Below are 24,861 nucleotides of genomic sequence, written 5' to 3'. Positions count from 1 at the left end.
TGGGATTTTCAAAGTCTTGAGGCACCGCCTGAAACGGGCGGTGCCGCGTTCTGATCAAGGATGATCCATGCACTACCCCCTGTCCGATAGCCGACAGGCCTTTGTGGTTCTGTCTCTGCTTGATGGGTTTGGCGCACGCGCCGTCACCCGCCTTTTACCGCACTTCCCTTGCCTCGCCGATGTGCTCGACGCCGATCTGTTGCGTCTGCAATCACTCGGACTCAAACCGCGCGCTATCGAATCCGTACAAGCCTGGCAGCGCGGTGATGCCGCGCTGTTGGCGCGTTTCGAGCGGGTGCAGACCTGGTTGGAGCAATCCGGATGCAGCGTGCTGTGTCTGGACTCGCCGGACTATCCCTCCTTGCTCAGAGAGATTGCTGACCCCCCACCCCTGCTGTATCTGCGCGGTGATCCCGGCTTGCTGCATGATCCGCAACTGGCGATGGTCGGCACCCGCCACCCTGGCCCGCACGGCGCCGCGACCGCGCGCGCCTTTGCCCGCAGCTTTACCGCCAGTGGCTTGCTGGTGACCAGTGGCATGGCCTTGGGCATCGACGGCGCCTGCCATCAGGGCGCGCTGGATGCGGAGGGTCAGACAATCGCGGTATGGGGCACGGGGCTGGACAACTGTTACCCCAGGCGACATAAAGCGCTGGCCGCGCAGATTGTTGAAAAGGGCGGCTTGCTGGTATCGGAATTGCCGCCGGATGCATCAGCGCAGCCGGGCCAGTTTCCACAAAGAAACCGGATTATCAGCGGTCTGAGCTTGGGCACGCTGGTGGTCGAGGCCAGCCTTAACAGCGGCTCGCTGATTACCGCGCGCCTGGCGCTGGAGCAAAATCGCGAAGTCTTTGCCATGCCCGGCTCAATCCACAACTCCCAGGCCAAGGGCTGCCATCAGCTGTTGCGCCAGGGCGCGCATCTGGTCGAGACAGTGCAGGATGTGCTGGACGTATTGAAGCTGCCGCTGAAAGCCGCACTGGCTGCGGCCGAAGGTTATGACGATGTCACACAGGCGCCTGATAGCCCATTATGGCGCTGCCTGGACCATCAGCCAGCGAGTATTGACTGGCTCAGCCAGCACAGTGGTCTGGCGGTGGAGCAGGTGATGTACGAGCTGCTGGATCTGGAACTGGCCGGCCACGTTCAGCAAACCCCGCATGGGTTTTCCCGCCGCTGATCGCCACGCCTAAGCGCTTGAGCCTGCGGCGTGGCTCGGATACTGTCACAGCATTGATGGCTTATCGAGGACAGCATGTTGGCAAACTGGCGTATCAGACAGGTAGAACGCATTCTTCATGCAGGCGGCGTGATTGCCTATCCGACTGAGGCGGTTTGGGGGCTGGGTTGCCATCCCTGGAAGGCTGATGCGGTCGAGCGGCTTCTGGAACTGAAGCAACGCCCGGTGGAAAAGGGCCTTATTTTAGTCGCCGGCGAGATTGAACAGTTTGATTTCCTGTTGTGGGATTTGCCGGATGGTCAGTTGGCCAAACTGCGGCTGTCCTGGCCCGGCGCCAACACCTGGCTGGTACCCCATCAGGATCGCTTGCCGCCGTGGATCACCGGGCAGCATGAGACGGTCGCGTTGCGCGTCAGCTCGCATCCATTGATCCGACAGTTGTGTGCAGTCTGTGGGCCACTGGTGTCGACTTCGGCTAACCCTTCAGGTCGGCCGGCGGCGCGTTCGCGTTTGCGCGTGGAGCAGTATTTTCATCAGAATCTGGATGCAATTGTGCCTGGCGCATTGGGTGGGCAGCGCAATCCCAGTATCATCAGGGACTTGCAGACCGACCAGATCATCCGCCCGTCCTGAGGTAAGCCCGTGAAAGATATGCCCGATGCCACCGATGTTGCTGCCGTCAAAGACTACCTGATGGGGCTGCAGGATCGCATCTGCGCCGCACTGGAGTCAGCCGACGGTCAGGCGACCTTTCAGGAGGAATGCTGGGAGCGCCCGGGCGGCGGCGGTGGACGCTCGCGGATTATCGAGAACGGCGGCATGCTGGAAAAGGGCGGCGTGGGCTTTTCCCATGTACACGGCGACAGCATGCCACCTTCTGCCACAGCGCAACGCCCGGAACTGGCTGGCCGCTCTTTCCAGGCCATGGGCGTGTCGCTGGTCATGCATCCGAACAACCCGCATATCCCTACCTCACACGCCAATGTGCGGTTTTTCGTCGCCGAGATGCCGGGTGCCGATCCGGTCTGGTGGTTTGGCGGCGGCTTCGATCTGACGCCCTACTATGGTCACGAAGAAGACTGCGTGCACTGGCACCAGGTCGCACACGACGCCTGCAAGCCGTTCGGCGATGATGTCTATCCGGCGTACAAGGCCTGGTGTGATGAATATTTCTACCTCAAGCACCGCCAGGAAGCGCGTGGTGTAGGCGGGCTGTTTTTCGACGATCTGAACAAATGGGGGTTCGAACGCAGTTTCGAATTCCAGCGGGCGATCGGCGATGCCTATGTCGAGGCCTATCTGCCGATTGTCGAGCGTCGCCGCAATACCCCTTATAGCGCCGAACAGAAGGCTTTTCAGGAGTTTCGCCGCGGGCGTTATGTGGAATTCAACCTGGTCTATGACCGCGGCACGCTGTTTGGTCTGCAGACCGGCGGGCGCACCGAATCCATTCTGATGTCGCTGCCGCCCACCGTACGCTGGGGCTACAACTGGCAGCCGGAGCCCGGCAGTGAAGAGGCGCGGCTGGCTGCGGAATTTCTGCCGGTGCGCGATTGGCTGGGGCTGCATCCATGAGCATTGATCGCTATGCGGTGATCGGCAATCCAATTGGCCACAGCAAGTCGCCGCTGATCCATCGCTTGTTCGCCGAGCAGACCGGCGAACAGCTGACCTACGAGGCGTTATTGGCGCCGCTGGATGATTTTGCCGGCTGCCTGCGGGCGTTTTTGCTTGAAGGCCGTGGCGTCAATGTCACGGTGCCTTTCAAGGAGCAAGCCTGGGTGCTGGTTGATCAGCACAGCAAGGCCGCTCACCGTGCCGGGGCCGTCAATACCATCATGCGTCTGGAAGACGGCACGCTGCTGGGTGACAACACCGACGGCAAAGGGCTGGTACGTGATATTCAGGCCAACGCCGGCTTTCCCCTGGCGGGCCTCAAGGTACTGCTTCTGGGAGCTGGCGGTGCGGCGCGCGGCGTGATTCAACCGCTGTTGGACGCTGGCCCCAAGCACCTGTGCGTGGTTAATCGTACGGTGAGCAAAGCCGAGGAGCTGGCGGCGCTGTTTGTCGATCAGGGTCCGATCAGTGCATCGGGCTTTGACTGGATTGAAGAGTCGGTTGATCTGATTATCAATGCCACGTCAGCCAGCCTGGGTGGCGAGGTGCCGGATATTTCGCCGAAGCTGATTCGCCCGGGGCATACGCTCTGCTACGACATGATGTATGCCAGTGAGGCGACCCCGTTCAATCGGTGGGCCGCCGAACACGGCGCCGCGCGCTGTATGGACGGGCTGGGTATGCTGGTCGAGCAGGCCGCCGAGGCCTTTCTGTTATGGCGCGGTGTGCGGCCTGACACCGCGCCAGTACTGGCGGCGTTGCGCGGATAGCTAGGCTATGGCGGTAGGCGCTGAACCAAGGCATTGTTAACACCATTAACGGTAGGAGCCGCGGCCCCGCGGCGAAAACGGACTCCGCCTTCGCGCCGAGGCCGGCGCTCCCACCAAGCAAATGCCTAGCTCTGGAAGAGTCGAGTTCCCTTCGGACCAAGCGATATAGCGTGCAGCGCAGATGATTCAGATGGAACTCGGCCTTCCCGGTGAGTTACTGACTGCGTGCCTGCTGCACCGCTTGCGACAGAACCGATACCAGACTCAGCACATCCTTGACCCCCTGCTCCGGCGAATCGGCATTGGCGATCTGCTCGACCAGCGCCGACCCCACCACAACACCTTCGGCGTCCAGCGCAAAGCGCGCTGCCTGCTCCGGCGTGCGAACGCCAAAGCCGACACAGACCGGCAGATCAGTCTGCTGCTGAATCGCGCCAATCGCATCGCGCACCGTGGCGTTGTCCGCCTGCCCTACCCCGGTCACGCCATTGAGCGACACGTAGTAGAGAAAACCGCTGGCGCGATCCAGTACTGCTGGTAGCCGTTTGGCGTCGGTAGTCGGCGTGGCCATACGAATCATGTCCAGCCCCGCTTCGCGTGCCAGGGGGCCCAGTTCGCTGTCGTGCTCGGCAGGCAGATCGACAATCAACAGACCATCCACACCCGCTTCCCGGGCATCACGCATAAAGGCTTCGGGACCATAGCGGTAGATCGGGTTGTAATAGCCCATCAGCACCAGCGGGGTGCTCTGATCCTCAAGGCGAAACTGGCGAACCATTTCCAGAGTTTTCAGTTGCGTTTGCCCCGCATTCAACGCTCGCACGGCAGCGGCCTGAATGGTCGGGCCATCGGCCATCGGATCGCTGAAGGGCATGCCCAGCTCGATGACGTCCGCGCCTGCCGCCGGCAATTGCTTGAGCAGTGACAGACTGGCGTCATAGCCAGGGTCACCCGCACAGATATAGGTCACCAGCGCGGAACGGTTGGCGGCTTTGAGTTCGGCAAAGCGTCCGGCTAAACGTGAGGTCATGCTTTTTCCTCCATCAGACGCAATACGGTCGGCATGTCCTTGTCACCGCGACCGGACAGGCAGACAACCATCAGATGATCCTTGGGCAACAGCGGCGCGCGCTTGGCGACTTCTGCCAGCGCGTGGGCGGTTTCCAGTGCCGGAATAATACCCTCCTGGCGACAGCAGACATGGAAAGCATCCAGCGCCTCGGTGTCGGTCACCGCGGCATAATCGACCCGGCCCTGTTCGTGCAACCAGGCGTGTTCCGGGCCGATACCCGGGTAATCCAGGCCGGCGGAGACCGAATGCGCGTCGGTGATCTGGCCGTCGTTGTCCTGCAGCAGGTAGGTGCGGTTGCCGTGCAACACACCGGCCACGCCGCCTTTGAGGCTGGCAGCATGCTTGCCGCTGTCCAGGCCTTCACCGGCGGCTTCCACGCCAATCAGCTGCACGCTGGGGTCATCCAGAAACGCGTGAAACAGCCCCATCGCATTCGAGCCGCCGCCAATGCAGGCCACCAGGCTATCGGGCAGGCGCCCTTCGCGGGCTTGCATCTGCACTCGCGTTTCCCGGCCTATTACCGCCTGGAACTCGCGGACCATGGTGGGATAGGGATGCGGACCGGCAACCGTGCCGATCATGTAAAAGGTGTTGTCGACATTGGTGACCCAGTCGCGTAATGCCTCGTTCATCGCGTCCTTCAGGGTGCCGGTGCCGGAGGTGACGGGCACGATCTCGGCGCCCATCAGGCGCATGCGTGAAACATTATCGCGCTGGCGTTCGATATCGGTGGCGCCCATATAGACCACACAGGGCAAGCCGAAGCGCGCCGCCACGGTGGCGGTCGCCACGCCGTGCATGCCGGCGCCCGTTTCGGCGATGATCCGGGTTTTGCCCATGCGCTTGGCCAGCAGCACCTGACCGATGCAGTTGTTGATCTTGTGCGCGCCGGTGTGGTTCAGCTCTTCGCGCTTGAAGTAGATCTTGGCGCCGCCATACAGCTCGGTCAGGCGCTCGGCAAAATACAGCGGGCTGGGCCGGCCGACGAACTCGGCCTGAAAGCGGTCGAGCTCGGCGAGAAAGTTCGGCTCGCTCAGGGCGGTGTTGAAGGCCTGCTCAAGATCGAGAATCAGCGGCATCAGGGACTCGGCGACAAAACGCCCACCGAAGGAGCCGAACTGGCCTTGGGCGTCTGCACCGCGACTGAAATTGGTGTTGGTCTGCATAATCGCTACCTCTTTTGAATTGCGCTCAGACTAGGGTAGGCAAGCGAGAAAAAAAACCGATAAGATGGCACGAACCTGTGAGAAAAAGTGACATATAGATATGAGTCGTGATCTTCCCTCACTCAATGCCTTAAGGGCCTTCGAGGTTGCAGCGCAACTGGAAAGCGTGAGCCAGGCTGCGGAACAGTTGAATGTAACGCACGGTGCGGTCAGCCGCCAGATTCGCACATTGGAAGAAGAGCTTGGCGTCAGCCTGTTTGAAAAAGTTGGTCGCGGCGTGCAACTGACGCCGGCAGGCAGAAGGCTGCGTGATGCCAGCCGCGATGCTTTCGATGGGCTGCGCAGCGCTTGTGCTGATATTCGTCAGGCGCAAGCGCACGCACCCTTTCTGCTGGCCTGCCCGGGCAGTCTGCTGGCGCGTTGGTTTATTCCCCGGCTGGACCGGTTGAATAGCGAACTGCCGGGTTTGAATTTGCATCTGTCTGCCAGCGAAGGCGAGATGGATCCGCGCAAGCCTGGCGTCAGTGCCACGCTGCTCTTCGCCGAGCCACCCTGGCCAGCGGATATGCAGGTGTACGAGCTGGCCAAAGAGCGTATTGGCCCGGTGTTCAGCCCGCGCTATGCGGGCGCGGCGGCGCTGTTGGATCAGCCTGCAGACAAACTCTTCACCGAAGCATTGCTGCATACGCACTCGCGCGAGCAAGCCTGGCCAGATTGGGCCAGAGCCAGCGGACTCGATCCGGCCGAGCTGCATCAGGGTCAGGGCTTCGAGCACCTGTATTATCTGCTGGAAGCAGCGCTAGCCGGCCTGGGCGTGGCGATCGCGCCGCAGCAACTGGTCGCTGACGACATCGCTGCTGGGCGCTTATTGGCGCCCTGGGGCTTTGTCGGCACCTCCAACTGTCTGACACTCTGGACCAGCGCCCGCGCGTCGCAAACCCAATCAGCGCGCCTGGCGGATTGGTTGCGGGTTAACCTTCAGGCCGAGGCTGACTAAACCTGCACTGACTCATCCTGCAGTTAGGGCGCCATTCGCGCATCCAGGCTGTTCTGCGCCAGACGCTGAGCCTGCTCGCGGGTCATGCCCAGGCTGTCGTGCAGTGCCATGAAGTTCTCGGTCACATAGCCGCCGAAGTAAGCGGGGTCATCGGAATTGACCGTGACCTTGACGCCGCGCTCCAGCAATTCAAGAATCGGATGCTCGGCCATATCATCAAAGACGCAGAGCTTGGTATTCGATAGCGGGCACACAGTCAGCGGAATCTGCTCCTCGATCAGCCGATCAATCAGCTTCGGATTCTCCGTCGCTCGCACGCCATGGTCAATGCGGCTGACTTTGAGCAGGTCCAGCGCCTCCCAGATATATTCCGGCGGCCCCTCCTCTCCGGCATGAGCCACGGCCGCAAAGCCCTCTCCGCGAGCCTGTTCGAACACTCGCTGGAACTTGCTTGGTGGGTGACCCATCTCCGAACTATCCAGACCCACAGCAAAAAACGCGTCGCGGTAAGGCATGGCCTGCTTGAGCGTTTTCAGCGCTTCTTCCTCGGGTAAATGCCGGAGGAAACTCAGGATCAGGCCGCTGCTGATGCCGAGTTGCTTGCGCCCGTCCTGCAGCGCCTGGCTAATGCCGTTCAACGCCACTTCAAAGGGGATGCCGCGCTCGGTGTGAGTCTGCGGATCGTAGAAAGGCTCGGTATGCACCACATTCTGTGCCTGGCATTTGAGCAGATAGGCCCAGGTCAGATCATAGAAGTCCTGCTCGGTACGCAGTACGTCAGCGCCCTGATAGTAGAGGTCGAGAAATTCCTGCAGGTTGTTGAAGGCGTAAGCGTCACGCAGTTGCTCGACCCCAGCCCAAGGCAGGTCGATGGCGTTACGCCGGGCGAGGGTGAACAGCAGTTCCGGCTCCAGCGAACCTTCCAGATGCATGTGCAATTCGGCCTTGGGTAGGCGGTTGAGCCAGTCGTACATAAGGGAGCCTCATTCAATCGCGGGACGTTCAGAGCAATGTACTGAATTGCAGCGGCGCTGTCCTCAGTGGTGCATCAAGCTCATGCTAGGATTAAGCCCAAAGAATGTTGCCGGAGAATCCGCATGAGCCTGCCTGTCGTAATGCACCGCCCTGATCAGCATGCGCTGTCCCATAGCCGCATGGCGCGCTACCGCTATTGGCTGCAGGCGCAAGGCGCCTCGCCCGGAACGGATTATCAGGCGCTGCATGCGTGGTCGATAGCGGACATCGAGGCGTTTTGGCAGAGCATCTGGGACTATACCGGCGTGATCGCTGCTACGCCTGCGGGCAAGGTGCTGGAAAGTCATGCCCTGCCCGGCGCGCGCTGGTTTCCCGAAGTGCGCTTGAACTTCGCCGAGAATCTGTTGCGTCACGCGTTGCAAGGTGACGCCCAAGCGCCAGCCTTGCATGCGCGCTCGGAGACGCGGCCCGATTTTACCCTGAGCCGCGCCGACCTTTTGAATCAGGTGGCGGCGCTGGCGGCCTGGTTGAACGACAGCGGCGTATTACCCGGCGATCGCGTGGCGGCCGTGGTGGCGAATATTCCCGAGGCGATCGTCGGTATGTTGGCCTGCGCCAGTCTCGGTGCGGTCTGGTCCTCGGCCTCGCCGGATTTTGGCACCAGTGGCATTCTTGATCGCTTCAGCCAGATCGAGCCACGGGTGCTGATCTGCGTGAACGCTTATGGCTATGGCGGCAAGGTATTCGACCGTCGGCAACAGGCGTTGGAGTTGCGCTCCCAGTTGCCTTCGGTCGAGCAGTTGCTGATGATCGCCAATGTGCCGGATCTGGCGCTTCCGGAAGGGGTGGTCGACTGGTCTGCGGTACAGCAACAACACGCCGCCGCCGAACTGCAATTCGCCGCGCTGCCCTTCGATCATCCGCTGTATATCCTTTACTCCTCAGGCACCACCGGAGTGCCCAAGTGCATCGTGCATGGCGCCGGCGGCACATTACTCCAACACAGCAAGGAGCTGATGCTGCACGGCGATCTGGGGCCGGACGATGTGCTGTTCTACTTCACCACCTGTGGCTGGATGATGTGGAACTGGCTGGCCTCGGGGCTGGTTACCGGTGCCGAACTGGTGCTGTTCGATGGCAATCCCGGCCATCCTGATCTGAACGCACTCTGGCAATTGGCCGAGGATTACCGCGTCACGCATTTCGGTACCAGCGCCAAGTTTCTCGGCGGTTGCCGGAACGCCCATCTGCAGCCTGGTCAGCAGTTCGATCTAAAGCCAATGCGCGTGCTGCTCTCCACCGGCTCTCCGCTGTTGCCGGAGGATTACGACTGGGTCTATCAGGCGGTCAAGGCCGATCTGTTGCTGGCCTCAATTTCCGGCGGCACCGACATCGTCTCCTGTTTTGTCGGCGCTGCACCTCTGTTGCCGGTGCGTCGTGGGGTGATCCAGTGCCGCATGCTCGGCATGGACGTGCAGGCCTTCGATGAAAATGGCGCGGTGGTTATCGGCGAGCGGGGGGAGCTGGTCTGCCTGCAGCCGGCACCCTGCATGCCGCTGGGGTTCTGGAACGATGAAGATGGCAGCCGCTACCGCGCTGCTTACTTCGAGCGGTTTCCGGGGGTGTGGGCGCATGGCGACTATATCGAGTTCGACGCCGAAGGCGGCTGCATCATCCATGGCCGCAGCGATGCAACCTTGAACCCAGGCGGCGTGCGCATCGGCACGGCGGAGATCTACCGCCAGGTAGAAACTCTGGAAGAAATCGCCGACAGCCTGGTAGTCGGTCAGGATTGGGAAGGGGATGTGCGGGTGCTGCTGCTGGTAGTGATGAATCCGCAGCAACAGCTCGACGACGCGCTGCGCCAGCGCATCCGCCAGCGTATTCGTGAGCATGCCAGCCCGCGGCATGTACCAGCGCGGATCGTACAGATTGAGCAGGTGCCCTATACCCGTAGCGGCAAGAAGGTCGAATTGGCCGTCGCCAAGTTGCTGCGCCGCGAGCCGATCACCAATCGGGAAGCACTTGCCAACCCTGAAGCGCTGGATCAGATCGCCGAACATGCCGAGATCTGGCAGTAGTCTGTGACCTCATGACGCAGGGCAGAGCCGCCGTAGCCGGGCTGTCGGATTGATAATGCTTGTGATTTAGTTTACATTCCGAGGCAGCAATTCCACTCCCTCTCCTGCTGTCCGGAGCCTGCATGTTTCAACTGGAAGGCGTGACCTTCTCTGTGCCCCAACGCACCCTGCTCCAGCCGCTTGATCTGACTCTGGATGAAGGCTGCATGACCGGGCTGATCGGACACAATGGCTCGGGAAAATCGACTCTGATCAAATTGCTGGCCCGCCAACAGGCGCCCAGCGCTGGACACTTGATGCTCGATGGCCGGCCCATGGCCGCCTGGGCCGACCGTGATTTTGCCCGTCAGGTGGCTTACCTGCCGCAGCAGTTGCCTGCCGCGGAAAACCTCAGCGTGCGCGAACTGGTCGGCTTCGGGCGTTACCCCTGGCACGGGCTGCTTGGACGCTTCGGCAAGACCGATCGCCAGCAGGTTGAACGGGCGATGCACCTGACCGACGTTGGCGGATTTGCCGAGCGGATGGTCGACAGTCTGTCCGGTGGCGAGCGTCAGCGAGTCTGGTTGGCCATGCTGCTGGCCCAGGAAACCCGCTATCTTTTGCTCGACGAACCGACCTCGGCACTGGATATCGCCCACCAGGTAGAAGTTCTGGCGCTGGTGCGTGATCTGAGCGAGGAGTTGGGGTTGGGCGTCATCGTTGTACTGCACGATATCAATATGGCCGCGCGTTACTGCGATCATCTGATTGCCCTGCATTCCGGCCGCTTGCTGATGCAAGGCAGTCCGACCGAGCTGATGACCGATCTGCACCTGGAGAGTATCTATGGTGTGCCCATGACGGTCATGGCGCATCCCCATCAACCCGTACCCTTTGCGGTGGTCCAGGCCTGAAGCCGCCGGTATGGATATGCTGAAATGACCCCCCTGCGCAGCTTGCTGCTGGCTCTCTGCCTGGCGCTATCGGGCACAGGAATGATGGCGGCGCCCGCCTCCGGAGCGCCCGCCGCCGAGCGCATTGCGGTGATCGACTGGGGGCTGGCCGAAACCCTGTTGGGCATTGGTGTCACGCCCCTGGCTGTGGCGGATCTGGACAACTACCGGCGCTGGGTCAGCGAACCCGTGATGCCGGACGCGGTGCATGATCTAGGCCTGCGCACCGAACCAAACCTGGAACTGCTCGCGCAGCTGAACCCGGCGCTGATTCTGATCACCCCGCAGTTCGAAGGCCTGCGCGCCAAGCTGGAGCACATCGCTCCGGTAAAAAGCCTGTCGATCTATCGCCCCGAATCCGATCCTTATGACAACGCGGTACAAGTCACTCGCGAACTGGCCGCGCTGACCGGTCACCAGGCCGAGGCCGAGGCGCTGATTATGCAACTGGACAGCCAGCAGGCTGCACTACGTAAACGCCTGAAAAGCCAGCCGCAACCACCGCTGTTGTTGGTCAGCTTTATTGATGATCGGCATGTACGTGTTTCTGGCGGCAGCAGCCTGTTTTCCGCGGTTCTCAAGCGCCTTGGGCTGACCAACGCCTGGGCCGGAACGGACAACTATTGGGGCTATGCCCAGGTTGGCATAGAACAGCTGGCCACCCAGCCTGACGCGACCCTGATCAAATTACTGCCCATGCCGCTGGATGCAGATCGCGCGCTGCAGCGTTCCGTACTCTGGCAGGCGATGCCCTTCGTGCGCGCCGGCCGGGTTCATGCGTTTGCGCCGACTTGGCAGTACGGCGGCTTGCTGTCAGCCCAACGTTTTGCCCGCTTGCTGGAAGAGGCGCTGCTGGATGAGTGAAGCCGTGGCGGGACGCTTTTCAGTCGGCAAAGGAGTGTTGGCATTGCTGGCGCTGGGCTTGCTGTTGGCTTTGCTGGATCTGCGCCAGGAGCTAGCGCCAGCGCAGTGGTGGCAGGCGCTCTGGACGCCGGACCGGGACAATCTGGATCAGTTGCTGATGCACTACAGCTGGTTGCCTCGGCTGTTCGTCGCCCTGCTCTGCGGCGCGGCCTTGGGCCTTGCCGGCTTGCTGATGCAGCAGGTGTTGCGCAACCCGTTGGCCTCGCCAACCACGCTGGGCGTGGCCAACGGCGCACAGTTGGCATTGGCGCTGGCCACCTTGTATGCGCCCGGTTTGCTGGTGATCAGAGAGTGGGTGGCGCTGGTCGGCGGTGGGCTGAGCATGCTGCTGGTCTACGCTTTGGCCCGGCGCCGGGGTATGTCGCCATTGAGCCTGATCCTGGCCGGCATGGTGCTCAGCCTGTATCTCGGCGCGCTGAATGTGATGCTGATGATGCTGCAACCCCAGGGGCTGACCTCGCTGTTTATCTGGAGCGCCGGTTCGCTGAGTCAGAACAGTTGGGACAGCGTGCTGTTTCTGCTCCCGCGCTTGCTGTTGGTCGCTGTGCTGGTGGCCTGGTTGATACGCCCTTTAAGCCTGTTGGAGCTGGAAGAAACCGGCGCGCGTAGTCTGGGTGTGTCGCTGGACCGAGTACGCCTGGGTGGGCTGGCGCTGGCAGTTTTCCTCACCGCTTGTGTGGTCAGCGTCGTCGGTCTGATCGGCTTTATCGGCCTGGCGGCCCCGGCTATTTGCCGGCTGATGGGCGCCAGAACCCTGCGCCAGCGCTTGATCTGGACGCCTTTGCTGGGCGCCGCGCTGCTGTGGCTGGCGGACCTGGGCATCCAGCAACTCAGCGGCCAACTGGATGACATGCTGCCCACCGGCGCTGTTACCGCGCTGCTTGGCGCGCCACTGCTGTTGTGGCTGCTGCCGCGCATGCGCATGGGCGGCGGTCGCCCGCAGCTGAACTCGGCGATGGTGCTGTCGACCCCGGCCCGCCCGCTCAAGCTGCTGTGGATCGGCGGCCTGTTGCTGGCGCTGATCGCGCTGGCGCTGTGGTTTGGCCGTGGCGCCGAGGGCTGGCAGTGGATTCTGGATCCGCAGGTGGTGCAATGGCGCACACCTCGCGTACTGGCGGCCGCGGGGGCAGGCCTGATGCTGGCGCTGGCCGGCACACTGCTGCAACGCCTGACCGGCAACCCTCTGGCCAGCCCGGAAATCATGGGCATCAGCGCTGGCGCAGCCATGGCGCTGATGGCCATGGTCTTTCTCTGGCCGGGCGCGCCGCTGGTGGCGCGGCTGGTGCTCGGCTGCCTGGGTGCGCTGGTCACCTTGCTGATCATCATGGGCTTTGCCCGACGCCAGAGTTTCTCGCCTGAACGATTGCTGCTGGTGGGTATTGCCATCAGCTCACTGTTCGATGCGGTGCAGATGCTGGTGCTGTCGATGAACGATCCGCGCGGGCAGAGCCTGCTCGGATGGCTGGCCGGTTCGACCTACCATGTGCAGCTGCCGACCAGCATCATGGCGTTGGTTATTGCTGCTGTGTTGCTACTGTTATGCCTGCCGCTCGGCCGCTGGCTGACCTTGCTGCCGCTGGGTGAAGACACGCCGCGCAGCCTGGGCGTGCCGCTGGCACGGGCACGCCTGAGCATCATGCTGCTGGCGGCGCTGCTGACCGCGGCGGCCACGCTGCTGGTTGGCCCGCTAAGCTTTATCGGGCTGATGGCGCCTCACCTGGCGCGGCTGCTCGGCTTCAATCAGGCGCGTACGCAGCTACTCGCAGCCGGCCTGCTCGGTGCCGGCGTCATGGTCGCTGCTGACTGGCTGGGGCGCAATCTGCTGTTCCCAACTCAGTTGCCGGCGGGCCTGCTGGCGGCGTTGATCGGCGGCGCTTATCTGATCTGGGGCCTGAGCCGGCGCCCGCGCTGAAACAGGCTGCCACTTACGTCGACTTCCCTGGCCCCGTTCATGGGTTCACAATGGGTGGCATATCAATCCGCCTGGGAGCCAGAATATGAAAGCTGTTGGATATCAACAAGCCGGTGATCTTGATCGTGCCGACGCGCTGCAAGACATCGAATTGCCCCGCCCCGAACCCGGTCCGCGTGATCTGCTGGTCAAGGTCGCTGCCGTTTCGGTTAATCCGGTAGACGCCAAGATCCGCCGCAACCGCGCACCTCTGACTGGCGCCTATGACGTGCTCGGTTGGGATGCGGTCGGTACCGTTGAGGCTACAGGCGCCGAGGTCAGCGCGTTCAAGGCAGGTGACCGGGTCTACTACGCTGGTGCGATTAACTGGCCCGGCTGTAATGCCGAATACCATCTGGTCGACGAGCGCATTGTCGGCCATGCGCCCGCCAGCCTGAGTGATGCACAGGCTGCTGCTCTGCCACTGACCGCCATCACCGCCTGGGAGCTGCTGTTTGATCGCCTCGGCGTCACCGAAGGCGGCGGCGCCGGCCAGACTCTGCTGGTGATCGGCGGCGCCGGTGGCGTGGGTTCAATCCTGGTGCAGCTGGCGCGTCAGTTAACCGAACTGACAGTGGTGGCGACGGCCTCGCGGCCAGAAAGCGTGCAGTGGATCAGCGACCTGGGCGCGCAGCATGTGATTGACCACAATCAGCCGATGCTGGCGCAGTTGCAGGCTATAGGCATAGAGCAGGTTGAACTGGTTGCCTCGCTGACCCACACCGCCGAGCATTATGAGCAATACATTGAATGTCTGGCGCCGCAAGGCAAGCTGGGCCTGATCGATGATTTTGACAGCCTGGACGTTCTCAAGCTCAAACCCAAGTGTCTGTCGCTGCACTGGGAGTTCATGTTTGCCCGCAGCCTGCATCAGACTCCGGACATGATTGAACAGAGCCGACTATTGAACCGGGTTGCTGAGCTGGTCGACAAGGGCACCTTGAAAACCACCCTGGGTGAGCACTTTGGCACTATCAACGCGGCCAATCTGCTCAAGGCCCATCGCCTGCTGGAAAGCCACAAGGCCCGGGGCAAGCTGGTACTCGAAGGCTTTTAACCTGTAGCGGCAGGCCCTTGCGCTTGCCGCTTCTGCCATCCGCTGCTAGGGTTAGCTCATCCCTCGGGATGCTCCCTCTTTATCTCTGGAACATGAATCATGAGCTTTGCACCGTACTCAGTCGCCTCTGTCATCGCCCTTTCGGGCGCAGCCGTTCGCGGACTGACATCGGCGCCGGTGCAAAGCCCTAACGTCGCCTGCAACATGGCGGCACCTCCTGTCGCAGCGCCACCGCCGTTGATCGGTGCTGCAGATCTTTCGCCGCCACGGCGCGTGATCTGAAAACACACTCCCTCTTTTTTGCATTTCCCCTGAAGGCTGGCTGACCTGCTGGCCAGATAGTTGCCGGTGAATAGGCGACTGTCGGCATGGGAAGCGCAGTGTTTTGACAGGTGATAAGTATGCTATTGAACAAATCGACCTGGGTCGCTCTCGGCCCTACCGCACTCTTCGTGCTGCTGTGGAGCAGTGGTGCGATCTTCTCCTCCTGGGGGCTGCAGCACGCCTCCGCCTTTGCTTTTCTATTTCTGCGTTTCGTTATGGCCTGCGTGGTACTGGGTTTGTTGGCCAGTTACCGGCGACGCTGGTTGCCCGCCTTGGGTTCGCGGCGGCGGGTCGTCATGGTCGGGATTCTGCTGACGGGTGGCTACACGATCTTCTACTTGCTGTCGCTGGATCAGGGCATTACCCCGGGCGTGCTCGCGACGGTGTTGGGCGTGCAACCGATTCTGACGCTGTTGCTGGTAGAGCGCCGAGTGTCCTGGATGCGCATTGCCGGGTTGCTGCTGGCGCTGGGCGGGTTAACGCTGGTGGTGCTGGAAAGCCTGCTGGCCGCGCGCTTTTCGCTGTTGGGCATCAGCCTGACTCTGGCCGCGCTGGCGTGTATCACGCTCGGCTCGATATTCCAGAAAGGCCTGCAGCAGGCACCGATGGATGTGCTGCCGCTGCAATATCTGATCGGCCTGTTGATGTGCCTGCTGTTTCTACCCTTTCAGCCATTCGAGTATGAACTGACGGTGGGCTTTATCGTGCCGCTGATCTATATGGGCGTAGTGATTTCGGTGCTGGCGACGCTGTTGCTCTACCGGCTGATTCGCGCGGGCAATCTGGTCAATGTCACCAGTCTGTTCTATCTGGTGCCGGGTGTGACCGCAGGGCTGGATTATTTATTTCTGGGTAATCGCATGGCGCCGCTGAGTTTGCTCGGCATGCTGGCGATTCTGAGTGGCCTGGCGTTGGTGTTTCGCAATACGGGCGTGCCGATGCGCGAAAGCCGGAAATAGAGGGATCGATATTTGATCCTTCAGCCCCCGCCTGTGTGTTGAGCACAGCCGTTGGCGGGCTGACTTAGGGCCGGTGGTGCTTTCGTCGGGTCAGATACTGGTGCAAGTAGGTCTCGGATTGACCCTAGTGCGAGTACCAGAAAGGCAATGGCACACAGTCGGTAGGTGGCGCGTGCCCATTGCATGCCCGCTTTTCGAAATACTCGGTCGACGATGGCGGCGCAGACGAAGCACCAGATAAACGACGACAGCATAAATCCGGTGAAGAACAGGCCGTAGTCGGTTGCAGTTGGTTCCGTCACTCCGACCGCGCCCAGAGCACTGCCCATGGCGGCCCAGTAGGCGATATTCTGCGGATTGGTCAGCGACAAAAGCATGCCAGAACGCAGTGCCGAGCGCCTAGACGCGTTCCCCTGTGCTTCGATATGAAATTCTGCGCTGGCGCTCTTCCACGAGTCCTGCGCCAGCCATAGCAGATACACAATACCGGCGATGCCGATGGGCCACCGTAGCCAATCGATTTGCAACAATAGCCCGATACCCAGAAGCCCCAGTACTGCCCAGACAGCATCGCCCACTAGGGATCCAAGCTGGACGTCAAGGGCCGGGCGGAAGCCGCCCCGCACGCCCTGGCGTACTGTTTCGGCGAAGACCGCGCCGGGAGCGGCATTGAATATCAGACCAAGTATGAAGGCGGAGGTAAGCAGCACAAGCATTATAGTTTCTCACGGGGGGACACATACTAGTGTCGCAGACGTGCCTCCGGAGAGGCAATGCTAGCGCTGCTGCTTATGCATGGATTAGTCCCATGCCGGGGCGAAATCCGGATTGGCAATCCGCTCGCCGCGCTCCAGCGCGGCGATGGCGGCCACATCTTCCTGGCTGAGCTGAATCTTCGCTGCGTCCAGGTTGGCCTGTTGATTGGCGCGCTTGGTCGAGGATGGAATCACCACGTAGCCAGATTGCAGTAACCAGGCCAGGGCCACTTGCGCTGGGGTCACCTGGTGCGCGGTGGCAATCGCCTGCAGCACTGGATCCTGCATTACCTTGCCCACTGCCAGCGGCATATAGGCCGTTAGCTGAATACCTTGCTCGCGGGCGAATTCGGCCAGCTTGCGGTTATGCAGGAAGGGGTGGATCTCGACCTGGTTGGTGGCGATGTTCTCGGCGCCAACCAGATCAATCGCCTGGGTCAGATGCTCAATGGTGAAGTTGGAGACGCCAATGGCGCGGGTCAGGCCCTGTTCGCGCGCCTCCAGCAGCATCGGCAGATACTCCTCCATCGGCACCTTGTCTTCCGGCGACGGCCAGTGAATCAAGGTCAGATCGACCTGCTTCAAACCCAGTTTTTGCAGGCTTTCCTGCAAGCTGGGAATCAGCTTCTCCGGCTTGAGGTTGGTAATCCAGATTTTGGTAGTGATAAACAGCTCATCGCGGGGGATACCGCTGGCGGCGATGGCTTCGCCGACTTCCTTTTCATTGTCATAAATCTGCGCGGTATCGATATGCCGGTAACCCAGCTCCAGGGCAGTAGTGACCGCATCAATTACCTCCTGTCCCTTGAGGCGAAAAGTACCAAACCCTAGTGGTGGAATCGTCATGAGGTTATCTCCCTTGGTATTCATATGCTGATCAGTTATCCGCCACCGCAGTGGCGCTTGGGAATTCTGTGTCGTCACGATCCAGCCGACCGCTCCAGAGCGTCAGGCCGACGGCGCTGAGCACCACCAGTGCGCCGATCCAGGTGGTATGAATCAGTCCGGGTCCAGCAACGATCAGGCCGCCGAACCAGGCGCCCCCGGCGATCCCCAGATTGAACGCGGCGATATTCAGCCCGGATGCCACGTCCACCGCCTGCGGCGCATAATGTTCGGCCTGCTGCACAACATACACCTGCAAGCCCGGTACGTTGCCAAAGGCGACTGCTCCCCAGAGCAGCACGGTCAGCAGTGCCAACCAGGGCGTACTGGCGGTAAAGGTCAGCGCCAGCAGCACCGCCGCCAGACCGAGGAAAATCATCACCAGTGCTTTGATCGGCCCCAAACGGTCAGCCAACCGGCCGCCAAGAATATTGCCGAAGGCCACCGACACACCATAGACCAACAGCACCAGGCTGACAGTTCCCGCAGTGAAACCACTTATTTCCTGGAGGATAGGCGCCAGATAGGTAAAGGCGATAAAGGAGCCACCGTAGCCGACTGCGGTCATCGCGTAGACCAGCAGCAGGCGCGGTTGGCGCAGCACGCTGAGTTGTTGCAACAGCGATGCGGGAGCATTGTGCTGGATGCCTTTGGGAACAAACAGCAGGCTGCCGATAAAGGCGATCACGCCCAACGCGGATACAGCGAGAAAGGTTTCGCGCCAGCCAAACTGCTGACCGATAAAGGTGCCCAGCGGCACGCCGGTGACCAAGGCCACGGTCAGACCGGTGAACATGATGGCAATCGCGCTGGCAGCCTTTTCGCGGGGTACCAGGCTGGTAGCGATGGTTGAACCAATGGAAAAGAACACGCCATGGGCCAGGCCGGTGACCAATCGCGCGAGAATCAGCGACTCGTAACCGGGCGCCTGCCAGGCGAGCAGATTACCCAGGGTGAAAATTACCATCAGCGATAGCAGCAACAGCTTACGCGGTACCCGACCGGTCAGCGCGGTCAGCAGGGGCGCGCCTATGGCGACACCGAGCGCATACAGGCTGACCAGCAGGCCGGCCGAGGGCACACTCACGCCCAGGTCCAGGGCAATGGTCGGGATCAGACCAACGATGACGAACTCGGTGGTTCCTATGGCGAAGGCGCTGAGGGTCAGCGCCAGAAGTGCAATGGGCATGGCATTTTCTCGGTGAGTGAATCAGGTGCGCAGTGTGCCCGGTGCATCTTTGCTGAATAAGAGGGTAGCGAGCATTTCATTTTTGACTAAAATGCATGAATGAAAACGACACTTGATGAGTTGCAGGCCTTTGTCCGGGTGGTAGACAGCGGCTCGATCAGCGCTGCGGCGGAACAGGTGGACCAATCCGCCTCCGGGATCAGCCGGGCGCTGAGCCGGCTGGAAGGCAAGCTCGGCACCACGCTGCTGCGGCGTACCACCCGGCGATTGGAGCTGACCGAAGAAGGCGTGGCCTTTCTTGCTGACGCCCGGCAGATTCTGCATGCGGTGGAAGCCGCAGAGGAGCAGATCGCCCTGCGTCGTCAGCGTCCGGCTGGGCGTTTGCGCGTCAATGCTTCCACGCCAGTGATGCTGCACATCATCGTGCCGTTGCTCGAGAGCTTTCGCGCGCGCTATCCGGAAATTGATCTGGAGCTGGACAGCGACGAACTGTATATCGACCTGCTGGAGCAGCGTACCGATGTGGCTATTCGCGTCGGCACACTGCGTGACTCGACACTGCATGCCCGCTCACTCGGTCATAGTCGATTAAGGATCCTCGCCAGCCCAGAGTACCTTGAGGCGCACGGTATTCCGCAGCAGGTTGAGGAGCTTGCCACGCACAAATTGCTCGGATTTACCCAGCCGGAGAGTCTAAACCACTGGCCGCTACGCCATGCGCTGGGCGATCGCTTCGCGATTGAGCCAGCGATCAAGGCGTCCAACGGCGAAACCCTGCGGCAACTGGCGCTGGATGGCCAAGGCATTGCCTGCCTGTCGGATTTCATGACACTGGCAGATCGTAGACAGGGCCGTTTGGTGGAGGTGCTTGCCGAGTATGACAATGGCCATCAGCAGCCAATCCACGCGGTGTATTACCGCAATACGGCCCTGGCCGCGCGCATCACCTGTTTCCTTGATCACGTTCAGGACTGGATGAGCGCTGAGGCAAACCGTTAGGCTAACCTTCTATCTGCTTTCATCAGGAGAAACCCATGAGCGCACACCCATTGCTGGGCAGCCAGCTCCCCATCATCCAGGCACCCATGGCCGGGGTTCAGGACAGCAAGCTGGCGCTGGCGGTCTGCCGTGCCGGCGGGTTGGGCTCGACCCCCGCCGCCATGCTCAGCCCCGAGGCACTGGCCGCGGAACTCAAGATCATGCGCGAGCAGGCCGCTGGGCCATGGAATGTGAATTTTTTCTGCCATACCCCGCCGACAGCGGATGACCAGCGCGAAGCGGCCTGGCGCCAGGCGCTGGCGCCCTATTATCAGGAACTGGACCTGGATATCGATAGCATCCCCAGCGGTGCCGGGCGCAGGCCTTTTGATGCCCAGGCACTTGAGCTTTTGCGCGAGTGCAAGCCGCCGGTGGTCAGCTTTCATTTTGGCCTGCCGCAGCCCGAGCTGCTGGATGAGCTGAAAAGCTGGGGTACCACGATACTCTCGTCGGCGACGACGGTGGAGGAAGCACTCTGGCTGGAAGCCCATGGTGCGGACGCGGTGATTGCGCAAGGCCTGGAAGCGGGCGGGCATCGCGGGATGTTTCTGACCGAAGACGTCACCACCCAGGTCAGCACCTTCGCCTTGCTACCGCAGATCGTCGAGGCTGTCAGGTTGCCGGTCATCGCCGCGGGCGGGATAGCCGATGCTGCCGGGGCGCGCGCCGCCATGGTATTGGGCGCGGTAGCGGTGCAGGTGGGTACGGCTTACCTGTTGTGCCCCGAAGCCAACACCAGTGCCGTACATCGCCTGGCGTTGCAAAGTGAAGCAGCGCTGCACACGGCGCTGACCAATGTGTTTTCCGGGCGCCCGGCACGCGGCATCGTCAATCGGGTGATCCGCGAGCTGGGGCCGATCAGCCAACTGGCGCCGGCTTTCCCCATGGCCGGTACGGCGATCACACCCTTGCGCGGCGCAGCGGAAAAGCGCGGCAGTGGCGATTTCTCACCGCTCTGGGCCGGGCAGAATGTACGCGGCTGTAAACCGATATCCGCCACCGAACTGACCCGCCTGTTGATGGGTGCGGACTAGCGCTCACGCCTGTTTGAATTGCTGCGGATCGTAGCCAGGGGGCGGTTTGCAGGTATGCGGACAGGTGCTGCAAAGCTTTTTGCCCGGCAGTTTGTAGCGGATGCAGCAATTCAGTCGTTCACGCTGTAAGTCGGGCTCGCCCTCGCGCGGCACATAACGGATGCTGTCATGCAGAGGGTTGCGGAAGCTATCCGGGCGGCAACGCTGGGTGATCAACTCCCCAGCCTGATCCATCAAGCTCTGGCGTACCGGGTACTTACCCAATTCCCCGAGGATCCACTCCAGATAGTGCCCGGCGCTGCTCCAGAGCACCTTGGGTGAGAGTTTCACCTGACTGCTCAGGGTGCGAATCAACGGATCCAGATGCCCATCGAGCAGATCGGCGAAGCGCTCAAAGGCGTTTCTGGGCTCGTTCGGCCAGGCGTGACCTGCATCAGGCAACTGGAACGCGGCGGGCAGGCCATCTTCGCCCATGATAATGCGCAGATCCTGGGCCCGCACCGGCAGTTTCCAGTTGGCATTCAGGCTGGCAATGATTACTGGTGGGATCAGTCGCAGGAAATGGTATTTGATCCAGATCGAGACCAGCGCACGACGGTCCCCGTCCCTGTATTGCGGTGCAAAGCGCATCAGACAGGCTTCCACATGCGCTGGCGCCAGGTACTCCTGCATCGACAGCGAGGGTCGCGGATCGTCGCTGAACACCAGAGTTTCACCCAGCGCTACGAGAGGGTCTGGAAATAGCGCTGTCAGGGCGGGTTGCATGGCGTCTCCACGCCGGCCTTGGTAGCCGGCTAAGGGAAGCGGCGCCCGAGAATGTGGCAGGCGCCTGCGAAGGGCGTCAATCTAAACCATTATCATTCATATATTCAAGAGCGCATCGGCGCTGGCGCTCGCGCGTTGCTCGCCAACCAGTTCCAGCAGGCGGCCATTGTCCATCTTCAAGACGCGGTCGGCCTGGTCGAAATAGTGGTCGTCATGGGTAATCGCGATCACGGTTTTGCCCGCCGCCTTGAACTGCGGCAGCAGCTCGCGATAGAACAGCCGGCGGAACAGCGGATCCTGATCGGCGGCCCATTCGTCCAGCAGCAGAATGTCGCGTTGCTCGAGCAGACCCAGCAGCAGCGCCAGGCGTTTGCGCTGGCCCTGGGATAACTGAATATCGCTCAAGCGGCCATCGACGATGCCGACCTTGTGCTGCAGATGCAGCTTGCTCAACCAGCTGTCCACTTCGGCATCGGGCACTTCGTTGCCGTCCTTGCCCAGCAAGCGGCTGAATAGATGAAAGTCACTGAATACGCTGGCGAACATCTGCCGGTAAGCGCTCAGCTCCTGTTCGGCCACGGGCCGGTCGTCCAGGCTGATCTGGCCACTGTGCGGGCGGTACAAGCCGGTGAGTAGTCGCGCCATGGTTGACTTGCCACTGCCGTTGCCGCCAATCACGAAAATCACTTCGCCACGGCGCACGGTCAGATCCAGCGGGCCAACATCAAAGCCTTCGCCCTCTTCTGCCGGATAGCGATAAACCAGCGATTGCAGCCGCAGCTCCTGCCAATCCGATTTCAATGGCGCGACTTCGTGGAAGGCCTCGGTATGCGGCGTCAGCGCCAAGGTTTCCAGCTTGTTCAGCGATACTTGAGCCGTGATCAGATGCGGCAAGGTATTAACCGCAGCGACCATCGGCGTGCGCAGAAACAGCATGGTCAGCGCGTAGGTGGCGGCGACCGCAGGTTCAGCCCAGCCCAGGCCGCCGGCGAGAAAGAACACCAGGCCGATCAGCCCCAGCACCATGATATTCGCCCAGTTGCCGGACAGCCCATAGAAGGTATCGGCGCGGATGATCTCGTCACGGTACAGGCGTGCGTTGTCGTCGAACTCTTCCTGGTACAGACGGTTGGCGCGGTGACGGTTTAGCGCCAGTTCCTTGCGCCCTTCAATCACGTCCTGATAGTTGCCATACAGGCGATCTTCAGCTTCGCGCATGCGCTGGATATGCCGATGCACGCGGCTGACCAGCAGCCAGCCGACGACAAAGGTCAGGCCCAGCCAAAGCAAAGTGGTGATAAACAGTGGGCCGGACAACCAGGCCAGGTAGACAAAAGCCGCCAGCGTCAGCGCCATGCCGTAGAGCATTTCCGGCAGGCCGACAAAGGCCACGGTGATATTGCGGATATCGGTCGACAGGCTGGCAAGAATGCGCGCGCCACCGATCTGCTCGATACGCTCTATGTCGGTATCTAGCACGCGTTTGACCAGCGAGCGACGCATCCGGTAAACAAAGCCGTGGCTCAGACGATGCAAACCAATTTGCGCGCCCGTGGCGCACAGCAGCAGCGCGCAGAGTAGCCCGGCAAAGCCCAGCAGCGCCTGGCCAAGGTCGTCAGTGCCGGCGATCAGGCGGTTGTTTACATAGGCGATCACCGCAACGCTGAGCAGGGCGCTGCCGATGCTCAGCAACATGATGCCAAGTAGCGGCAGGCGGTTATCGCGGAATAACAGAGACAGCAATTTCATCAGGATTGATCCGGTCAGCAGAATGGGCGCAGCTTAAAACAATCAGATTGAAAGTAAATGAGAAAGATCATCTTTCAATGCGACCGATTGCTGCTCGGCCGCGCCGGTTCAGGCTGACAGGCGACTGGTCATTTCCGCTAGATGCGCCACGCCCTGTTCGACTTCAGCAATGCCCGAGCTGACTAGAGCAATGCCGTCCTGGCTCTGGCCTGAGCTTTCGCTGATGAGCTCCATCTGCACGTGGATCTTGGCGATCAGTCCGGCATTGGCCTGTACCACGCTGCCGATTTCCATGGTCGCTTCGCCGGTTCGGGCCGCAAGCTTGCGTACCTCATCGGCCACGACCGCAAAGCCTCGACCGGTATCTCCGGCGCGAGCCGCTTCAATTGCCGCGTTCAACGCCAGAAGGTTGGTTTGATCGGCAATCGCACGAATGGTGGTAACGATGGCCGCAATGCTGTTCGACTGAGCACTCAACTGTTGGCTGATGTCACTGGCTTCTTTGACCTGATCGGTAATCTGACCGGAGATTCGCACTGCGTCTTCGAGCGCGTGCCGTGCCTGAGAGGTGATCTGTGATGTTTCCTCGGAGGTTGTTGCAGCAACTTCGGCGGCATTTTGCGCGTCCATCACTCGCTGGGTGATGTTCGACGCAAATTTGATCACCTTGTAGACTTTGCCTTCAGTATTCACAATCGGATTGTAGGTTGCCTCCAGCCAGATCACATTGCCCTGAGCATCCTTGCGCTCAAATCGCCCCGAGTGAAATCTGCCGGCGGCGAGATCGGACCAGAACCCGGGGTTTTCACGGTAGAACTGACGCTCGCAGAATATCTCATGGTGTTTTCCCTTGATGTCCGCCAGCTTGTAACCAGTCGTCCGCAGGAAGTTGTCATTGGCATGCAAGATATCGCCCTGGGGCGAAAACTCGATCACTGCCAGTGATTTGTCCAGGGCATGGAACATCGCGTTGCGGTCCATCAGTGCCTGCTGGTTCTCGGTCACGTCGGCGGAAATCTTGATGATCTTGGTTACTTCCCCATGCTCGTTACGTACCGGGAAGTACGAGGCCTCCAGCCATACAGCCTCGCCGGAGCGTTTCAGCCGCTTGAACGTACCTGTCTGGCTTATACCGGCAGCCAGCTCGTTCCAGAATTGGCGATAGGCTGTCGATTTCGCATAGGCTGGGTCGCAAAAGGTTCGATGGTGTTTTCCACGAATGTCTTCCAGTTGGTAGCCAACAATACCGAGAAACAGGTCATTGGCGGTCAGAACCTCGCCCCGGACCGAGAATTCGATCCAGCCCATGTTTAGACGAACGGCATTCAGGTCGTTTTTGAGATCGTGAACGGTCCCCTGTAATCCATTGACTTCCTGTTCCAGACGTTTACCCCATTTATGCAGCAGCATATTGAATTCCTTTAGTGTCAGGGAGTGGTAT

22 protein-coding genes are annotated in these 24,861 nt (G+C 61.0%); 13 read left to right on the top strand and 9 right to left on the bottom strand.

The annotated features are described in order from the left end of the window. Positions 1-67 precede the first annotated feature (67 nt). The 4 genes from dprA (at position 68) to aroE (ending at position 3,567) form a co-directional block, all read left to right on the top strand. On the top strand, positions 68-1,180 hold the full coding sequence (gene dprA / locus EAO82_RS01935; protein WP_096345495.1) for a DNA-processing protein DprA: 1,113 nt from the start codon (positions 68-70) through the stop codon (positions 1,178-1,180). A 75-nt stretch (positions 1,181-1,255) separates the two neighbouring features. Then, positions 1,256-1,813, top strand: a complete 558-nt coding sequence (locus tag EAO82_RS01930; RefSeq protein WP_096345494.1) for an L-threonylcarbamoyladenylate synthase — start codon at positions 1,256-1,258, stop codon at positions 1,811-1,813. Positions 1,814-1,831: 18 nt separating this feature from the next. Beyond that, on the top strand, positions 1,832-2,755 hold the full coding sequence (hemF, locus tag EAO82_RS01925) for an oxygen-dependent coproporphyrinogen oxidase (protein WP_096345638.1): 924 nt from the start codon (positions 1,832-1,834) through the stop codon (positions 2,753-2,755). 2 nt (positions 2,756-2,757) lie between these two features. Beyond that, positions 2,758-3,567: a shikimate dehydrogenase gene (gene aroE, locus EAO82_RS01920; RefSeq protein ID WP_096345637.1), complete on the top strand. Its 810-nt coding sequence runs from the start codon at positions 2,758-2,760 to the stop codon at positions 3,565-3,567. A gap of 214 nt (positions 3,568-3,781) precedes the next feature. On the opposite strand, the gene trpA is transcribed toward aroE, so the two are convergent. Next, complete coding sequence (trpA, locus tag EAO82_RS01915; protein ID WP_096345493.1) at positions 3,782-4,597, bottom strand: tryptophan synthase subunit alpha; 816 nt, start codon at positions 4,595-4,597, stop codon at positions 3,782-3,784. Next, positions 4,594-5,805: a tryptophan synthase subunit beta gene (trpB, locus tag EAO82_RS01910; protein ID WP_096345492.1), complete on the bottom strand. Its 1,212-nt coding sequence runs from the start codon at positions 5,803-5,805 to the stop codon at positions 4,594-4,596. The genes trpA and trpB overlap by 4 nt, the downstream gene beginning before the upstream one ends. A 100-nt stretch (positions 5,806-5,905) precedes the next feature. On the opposite strand from trpB, the gene EAO82_RS01905 reads away from it, so the two are divergent. Beyond that, a complete protein-coding gene (locus EAO82_RS01905) occupies positions 5,906-6,802 on the top strand; it encodes a LysR family transcriptional regulator (RefSeq protein ID WP_096345491.1) in 897 nt (298 codons plus the stop codon). 23 nt (positions 6,803-6,825) lie between these two features. Here EAO82_RS01905 and EAO82_RS01900 read toward each other — a convergent pair whose 3' ends face one another. Beyond that, complete coding sequence (locus EAO82_RS01900) at positions 6,826-7,776, bottom strand: adenosine deaminase (RefSeq protein ID WP_096345490.1); 951 nt, start codon at positions 7,774-7,776, stop codon at positions 6,826-6,828. 123 nt (positions 7,777-7,899) lie between these two features. On the opposite strand from EAO82_RS01900, the gene EAO82_RS01895 reads away from it, so the two are divergent. The 6 genes from EAO82_RS01895 to EAO82_RS01870 all read left to right on the top strand — a co-directional run bounded on the left by EAO82_RS01895 (position 7,900) and on the right by EAO82_RS01870 (position 16,005). Next, positions 7,900-9,858, top strand: a complete 1,959-nt coding sequence (locus tag EAO82_RS01895; RefSeq protein ID WP_096345489.1) for an acetoacetate--CoA ligase — start codon at positions 7,900-7,902, stop codon at positions 9,856-9,858. A gap of 122 nt (positions 9,859-9,980) precedes the next feature. Next, the gene (locus EAO82_RS01890) at positions 9,981-10,751 is read left to right on the top strand and encodes an ATP-binding cassette domain-containing protein (protein ID WP_096345488.1); all 771 of its coding nucleotides are present in this window, start codon (positions 9,981-9,983) and stop codon (positions 10,749-10,751) included. A gap of 24 nt (positions 10,752-10,775) precedes the next feature. Beyond that, positions 10,776-11,654, top strand: coding sequence for a Fe(3+)-hydroxamate ABC transporter substrate-binding protein FhuD (fhuD, locus tag EAO82_RS01885; protein WP_096345487.1), 879 nt, complete (start codon positions 10,776-10,778; stop codon positions 11,652-11,654). Further along, positions 11,647-13,626 carry a Fe(3+)-hydroxamate ABC transporter permease FhuB gene (gene fhuB, locus EAO82_RS01880; protein ID WP_096345486.1) on the top strand — a complete coding sequence of 660 codons (1,980 nt, stop codon included), beginning with the start codon at positions 11,647-11,649 and terminating at the stop codon, positions 13,624-13,626. The genes fhuD and fhuB overlap by 8 nt, the downstream gene beginning before the upstream one ends. An 85-nt stretch (positions 13,627-13,711) precedes the next feature. Next, on the top strand, positions 13,712-14,722 hold the full coding sequence (locus tag EAO82_RS01875) for a zinc-binding alcohol dehydrogenase family protein (protein ID WP_096345485.1): 1,011 nt from the start codon (positions 13,712-13,714) through the stop codon (positions 14,720-14,722). A 401-nt stretch (positions 14,723-15,123) separates the two neighbouring features. After that, positions 15,124-16,005: a DMT family transporter gene (locus EAO82_RS01870; protein ID WP_096345484.1), complete on the top strand. Its 882-nt coding sequence runs from the start codon at positions 15,124-15,126 to the stop codon at positions 16,003-16,005. 20 nt (positions 16,006-16,025) lie between these two features. On the opposite strand, the gene EAO82_RS01865 is transcribed toward EAO82_RS01870, so the two are convergent. From EAO82_RS01865 to EAO82_RS01855, 3 genes are all read right to left on the bottom strand, one after another. Then, complete coding sequence (locus EAO82_RS01865; protein ID WP_096345483.1) at positions 16,026-16,721, bottom strand: LysE family transporter; 696 nt, start codon at positions 16,719-16,721, stop codon at positions 16,026-16,028. Between the two features lie 84 nt (positions 16,722-16,805). After that, a complete protein-coding gene (dkgB, locus tag EAO82_RS01860) occupies positions 16,806-17,606 on the bottom strand; it encodes a 2,5-didehydrogluconate reductase DkgB (RefSeq protein ID WP_096345482.1) in 801 nt (266 codons plus the stop codon). 31 nt (positions 17,607-17,637) lie between these two features. Beyond that, positions 17,638-18,834, bottom strand: a complete 1,197-nt coding sequence (locus tag EAO82_RS01855) for an MFS transporter (RefSeq protein ID WP_096345481.1) — start codon at positions 18,832-18,834, stop codon at positions 17,638-17,640. 99 nt (positions 18,835-18,933) lie between these two features. Here EAO82_RS01855 and EAO82_RS01850 point away from each other — a divergent pair, with 99 nt between their 5' ends. Together EAO82_RS01850 and EAO82_RS01845 are read left to right on the top strand one after the other, a co-directional pair. Then, the gene (locus EAO82_RS01850) at positions 18,934-19,833 is read left to right on the top strand and encodes a LysR substrate-binding domain-containing protein (protein ID WP_096345480.1); all 900 of its coding nucleotides are present in this window, start codon (positions 18,934-18,936) and stop codon (positions 19,831-19,833) included. A gap of 35 nt (positions 19,834-19,868) precedes the next feature. Beyond that, complete coding sequence (locus EAO82_RS01845) at positions 19,869-20,906, top strand: NAD(P)H-dependent flavin oxidoreductase (RefSeq protein WP_096345479.1); 1,038 nt, start codon at positions 19,869-19,871, stop codon at positions 20,904-20,906. 3 nt (positions 20,907-20,909) lie between these two features. On the opposite strand, the gene fhuF is transcribed toward EAO82_RS01845, so the two are convergent. The 3 genes from fhuF to EAO82_RS21075 all read right to left on the bottom strand — a co-directional run bounded on the left by fhuF (position 20,910) and on the right by EAO82_RS21075 (position 24,830). After that, a complete protein-coding gene (fhuF, locus tag EAO82_RS01840) occupies positions 20,910-21,671 on the bottom strand; it encodes a siderophore-iron reductase FhuF (protein WP_096345478.1) in 762 nt (253 codons plus the stop codon). A gap of 96 nt (positions 21,672-21,767) precedes the next feature. Next, entirely contained in the window at positions 21,768-23,420 is a 1,653-nt protein-coding gene (locus EAO82_RS01835) for a multidrug ABC transporter permease/ATP-binding protein (protein WP_096345477.1), read from the bottom strand. A 108-nt stretch (positions 23,421-23,528) separates the two neighbouring features. Continuing rightward, complete coding sequence (locus EAO82_RS21075) at positions 23,529-24,830, bottom strand: methyl-accepting chemotaxis protein (RefSeq protein WP_096345476.1); 1,302 nt, start codon at positions 24,828-24,830, stop codon at positions 23,529-23,531. Positions 24,831-24,861 lie beyond the last annotated feature (31 nt).

Origin of the sequence: Halopseudomonas pelagia (genome assembly GCF_009497895.1) — a bacterium.
GTDB classification, from domain to species: Bacteria; Pseudomonadota; Gammaproteobacteria; order Pseudomonadales; family Pseudomonadaceae; genus Halopseudomonas; species Halopseudomonas pelagia_A.
This window is presented reverse-complemented; position numbering and strand designations above follow the sequence as displayed.

Coding starts and splice junctions, on each gene's coding strand:
- dprA (WP_096345495.1), top strand. CDS start 68: ATGCACTACCCCCTGTCCGATAGCCGACAGGCCTTTGTGGTTCTGTCT.
- EAO82_RS01930 (WP_096345494.1), top strand. CDS start 1,256: ATGTTGGCAAACTGGCGTATCAGACAGGTAGAACGCATTCTTCATGCA.
- hemF (WP_096345638.1), top strand. CDS start 1,832: ATGCCCGATGCCACCGATGTTGCTGCCGTCAAAGACTACCTGATGGGG.
- trpA (WP_096345493.1), bottom strand. CDS start 4,597: ATGACCTCACGTTTAGCCGGACGCTTTGCCGAACTCAAAGCCGCCAAC.
- trpB (WP_096345492.1), bottom strand. CDS start 5,805: ATGCAGACCAACACCAATTTCAGTCGCGGTGCAGACGCCCAAGGCCAG.
- EAO82_RS01905 (WP_096345491.1), top strand. CDS start 5,906: ATGAGTCGTGATCTTCCCTCACTCAATGCCTTAAGGGCCTTCGAGGTT.
- EAO82_RS01900 (WP_096345490.1), bottom strand. CDS start 7,776: ATGTACGACTGGCTCAACCGCCTACCCAAGGCCGAATTGCACATGCAT.
- EAO82_RS01895 (WP_096345489.1), top strand. CDS start 7,900: ATGAGCCTGCCTGTCGTAATGCACCGCCCTGATCAGCATGCGCTGTCC.
- EAO82_RS01890 (WP_096345488.1), top strand. CDS start 9,981: ATGTTTCAACTGGAAGGCGTGACCTTCTCTGTGCCCCAACGCACCCTG.
- fhuD (WP_096345487.1), top strand. CDS start 10,776: ATGACCCCCCTGCGCAGCTTGCTGCTGGCTCTCTGCCTGGCGCTATCG.
- fhuB (WP_096345486.1), top strand. CDS start 11,647: ATGAGTGAAGCCGTGGCGGGACGCTTTTCAGTCGGCAAAGGAGTGTTG.
- EAO82_RS01875 (WP_096345485.1), top strand. CDS start 13,712: ATGAAAGCTGTTGGATATCAACAAGCCGGTGATCTTGATCGTGCCGAC.
- EAO82_RS01870 (WP_096345484.1), top strand. CDS start 15,124: ATGCTATTGAACAAATCGACCTGGGTCGCTCTCGGCCCTACCGCACTC.
- EAO82_RS01865 (WP_096345483.1), bottom strand. CDS start 16,721: ATGCTTGTGCTGCTTACCTCCGCCTTCATACTTGGTCTGATATTCAAT.
- dkgB (WP_096345482.1), bottom strand. CDS start 17,606: ATGACGATTCCACCACTAGGGTTTGGTACTTTTCGCCTCAAGGGACAG.
- EAO82_RS01855 (WP_096345481.1), bottom strand. CDS start 18,834: ATGCCCATTGCACTTCTGGCGCTGACCCTCAGCGCCTTCGCCATAGGA.
- EAO82_RS01850 (WP_096345480.1), top strand. CDS start 18,934: ATGAAAACGACACTTGATGAGTTGCAGGCCTTTGTCCGGGTGGTAGAC.
- EAO82_RS01845 (WP_096345479.1), top strand. CDS start 19,869: ATGAGCGCACACCCATTGCTGGGCAGCCAGCTCCCCATCATCCAGGCA.
- fhuF (WP_096345478.1), bottom strand. CDS start 21,671: ATGCAACCCGCCCTGACAGCGCTATTTCCAGACCCTCTCGTAGCGCTG.
- EAO82_RS01835 (WP_096345477.1), bottom strand. CDS start 23,420: ATGAAATTGCTGTCTCTGTTATTCCGCGATAACCGCCTGCCGCTACTT.
- EAO82_RS21075 (WP_096345476.1), bottom strand. CDS start 24,830: ATGCTGCTGCATAAATGGGGTAAACGTCTGGAACAGGAAGTCAATGGA.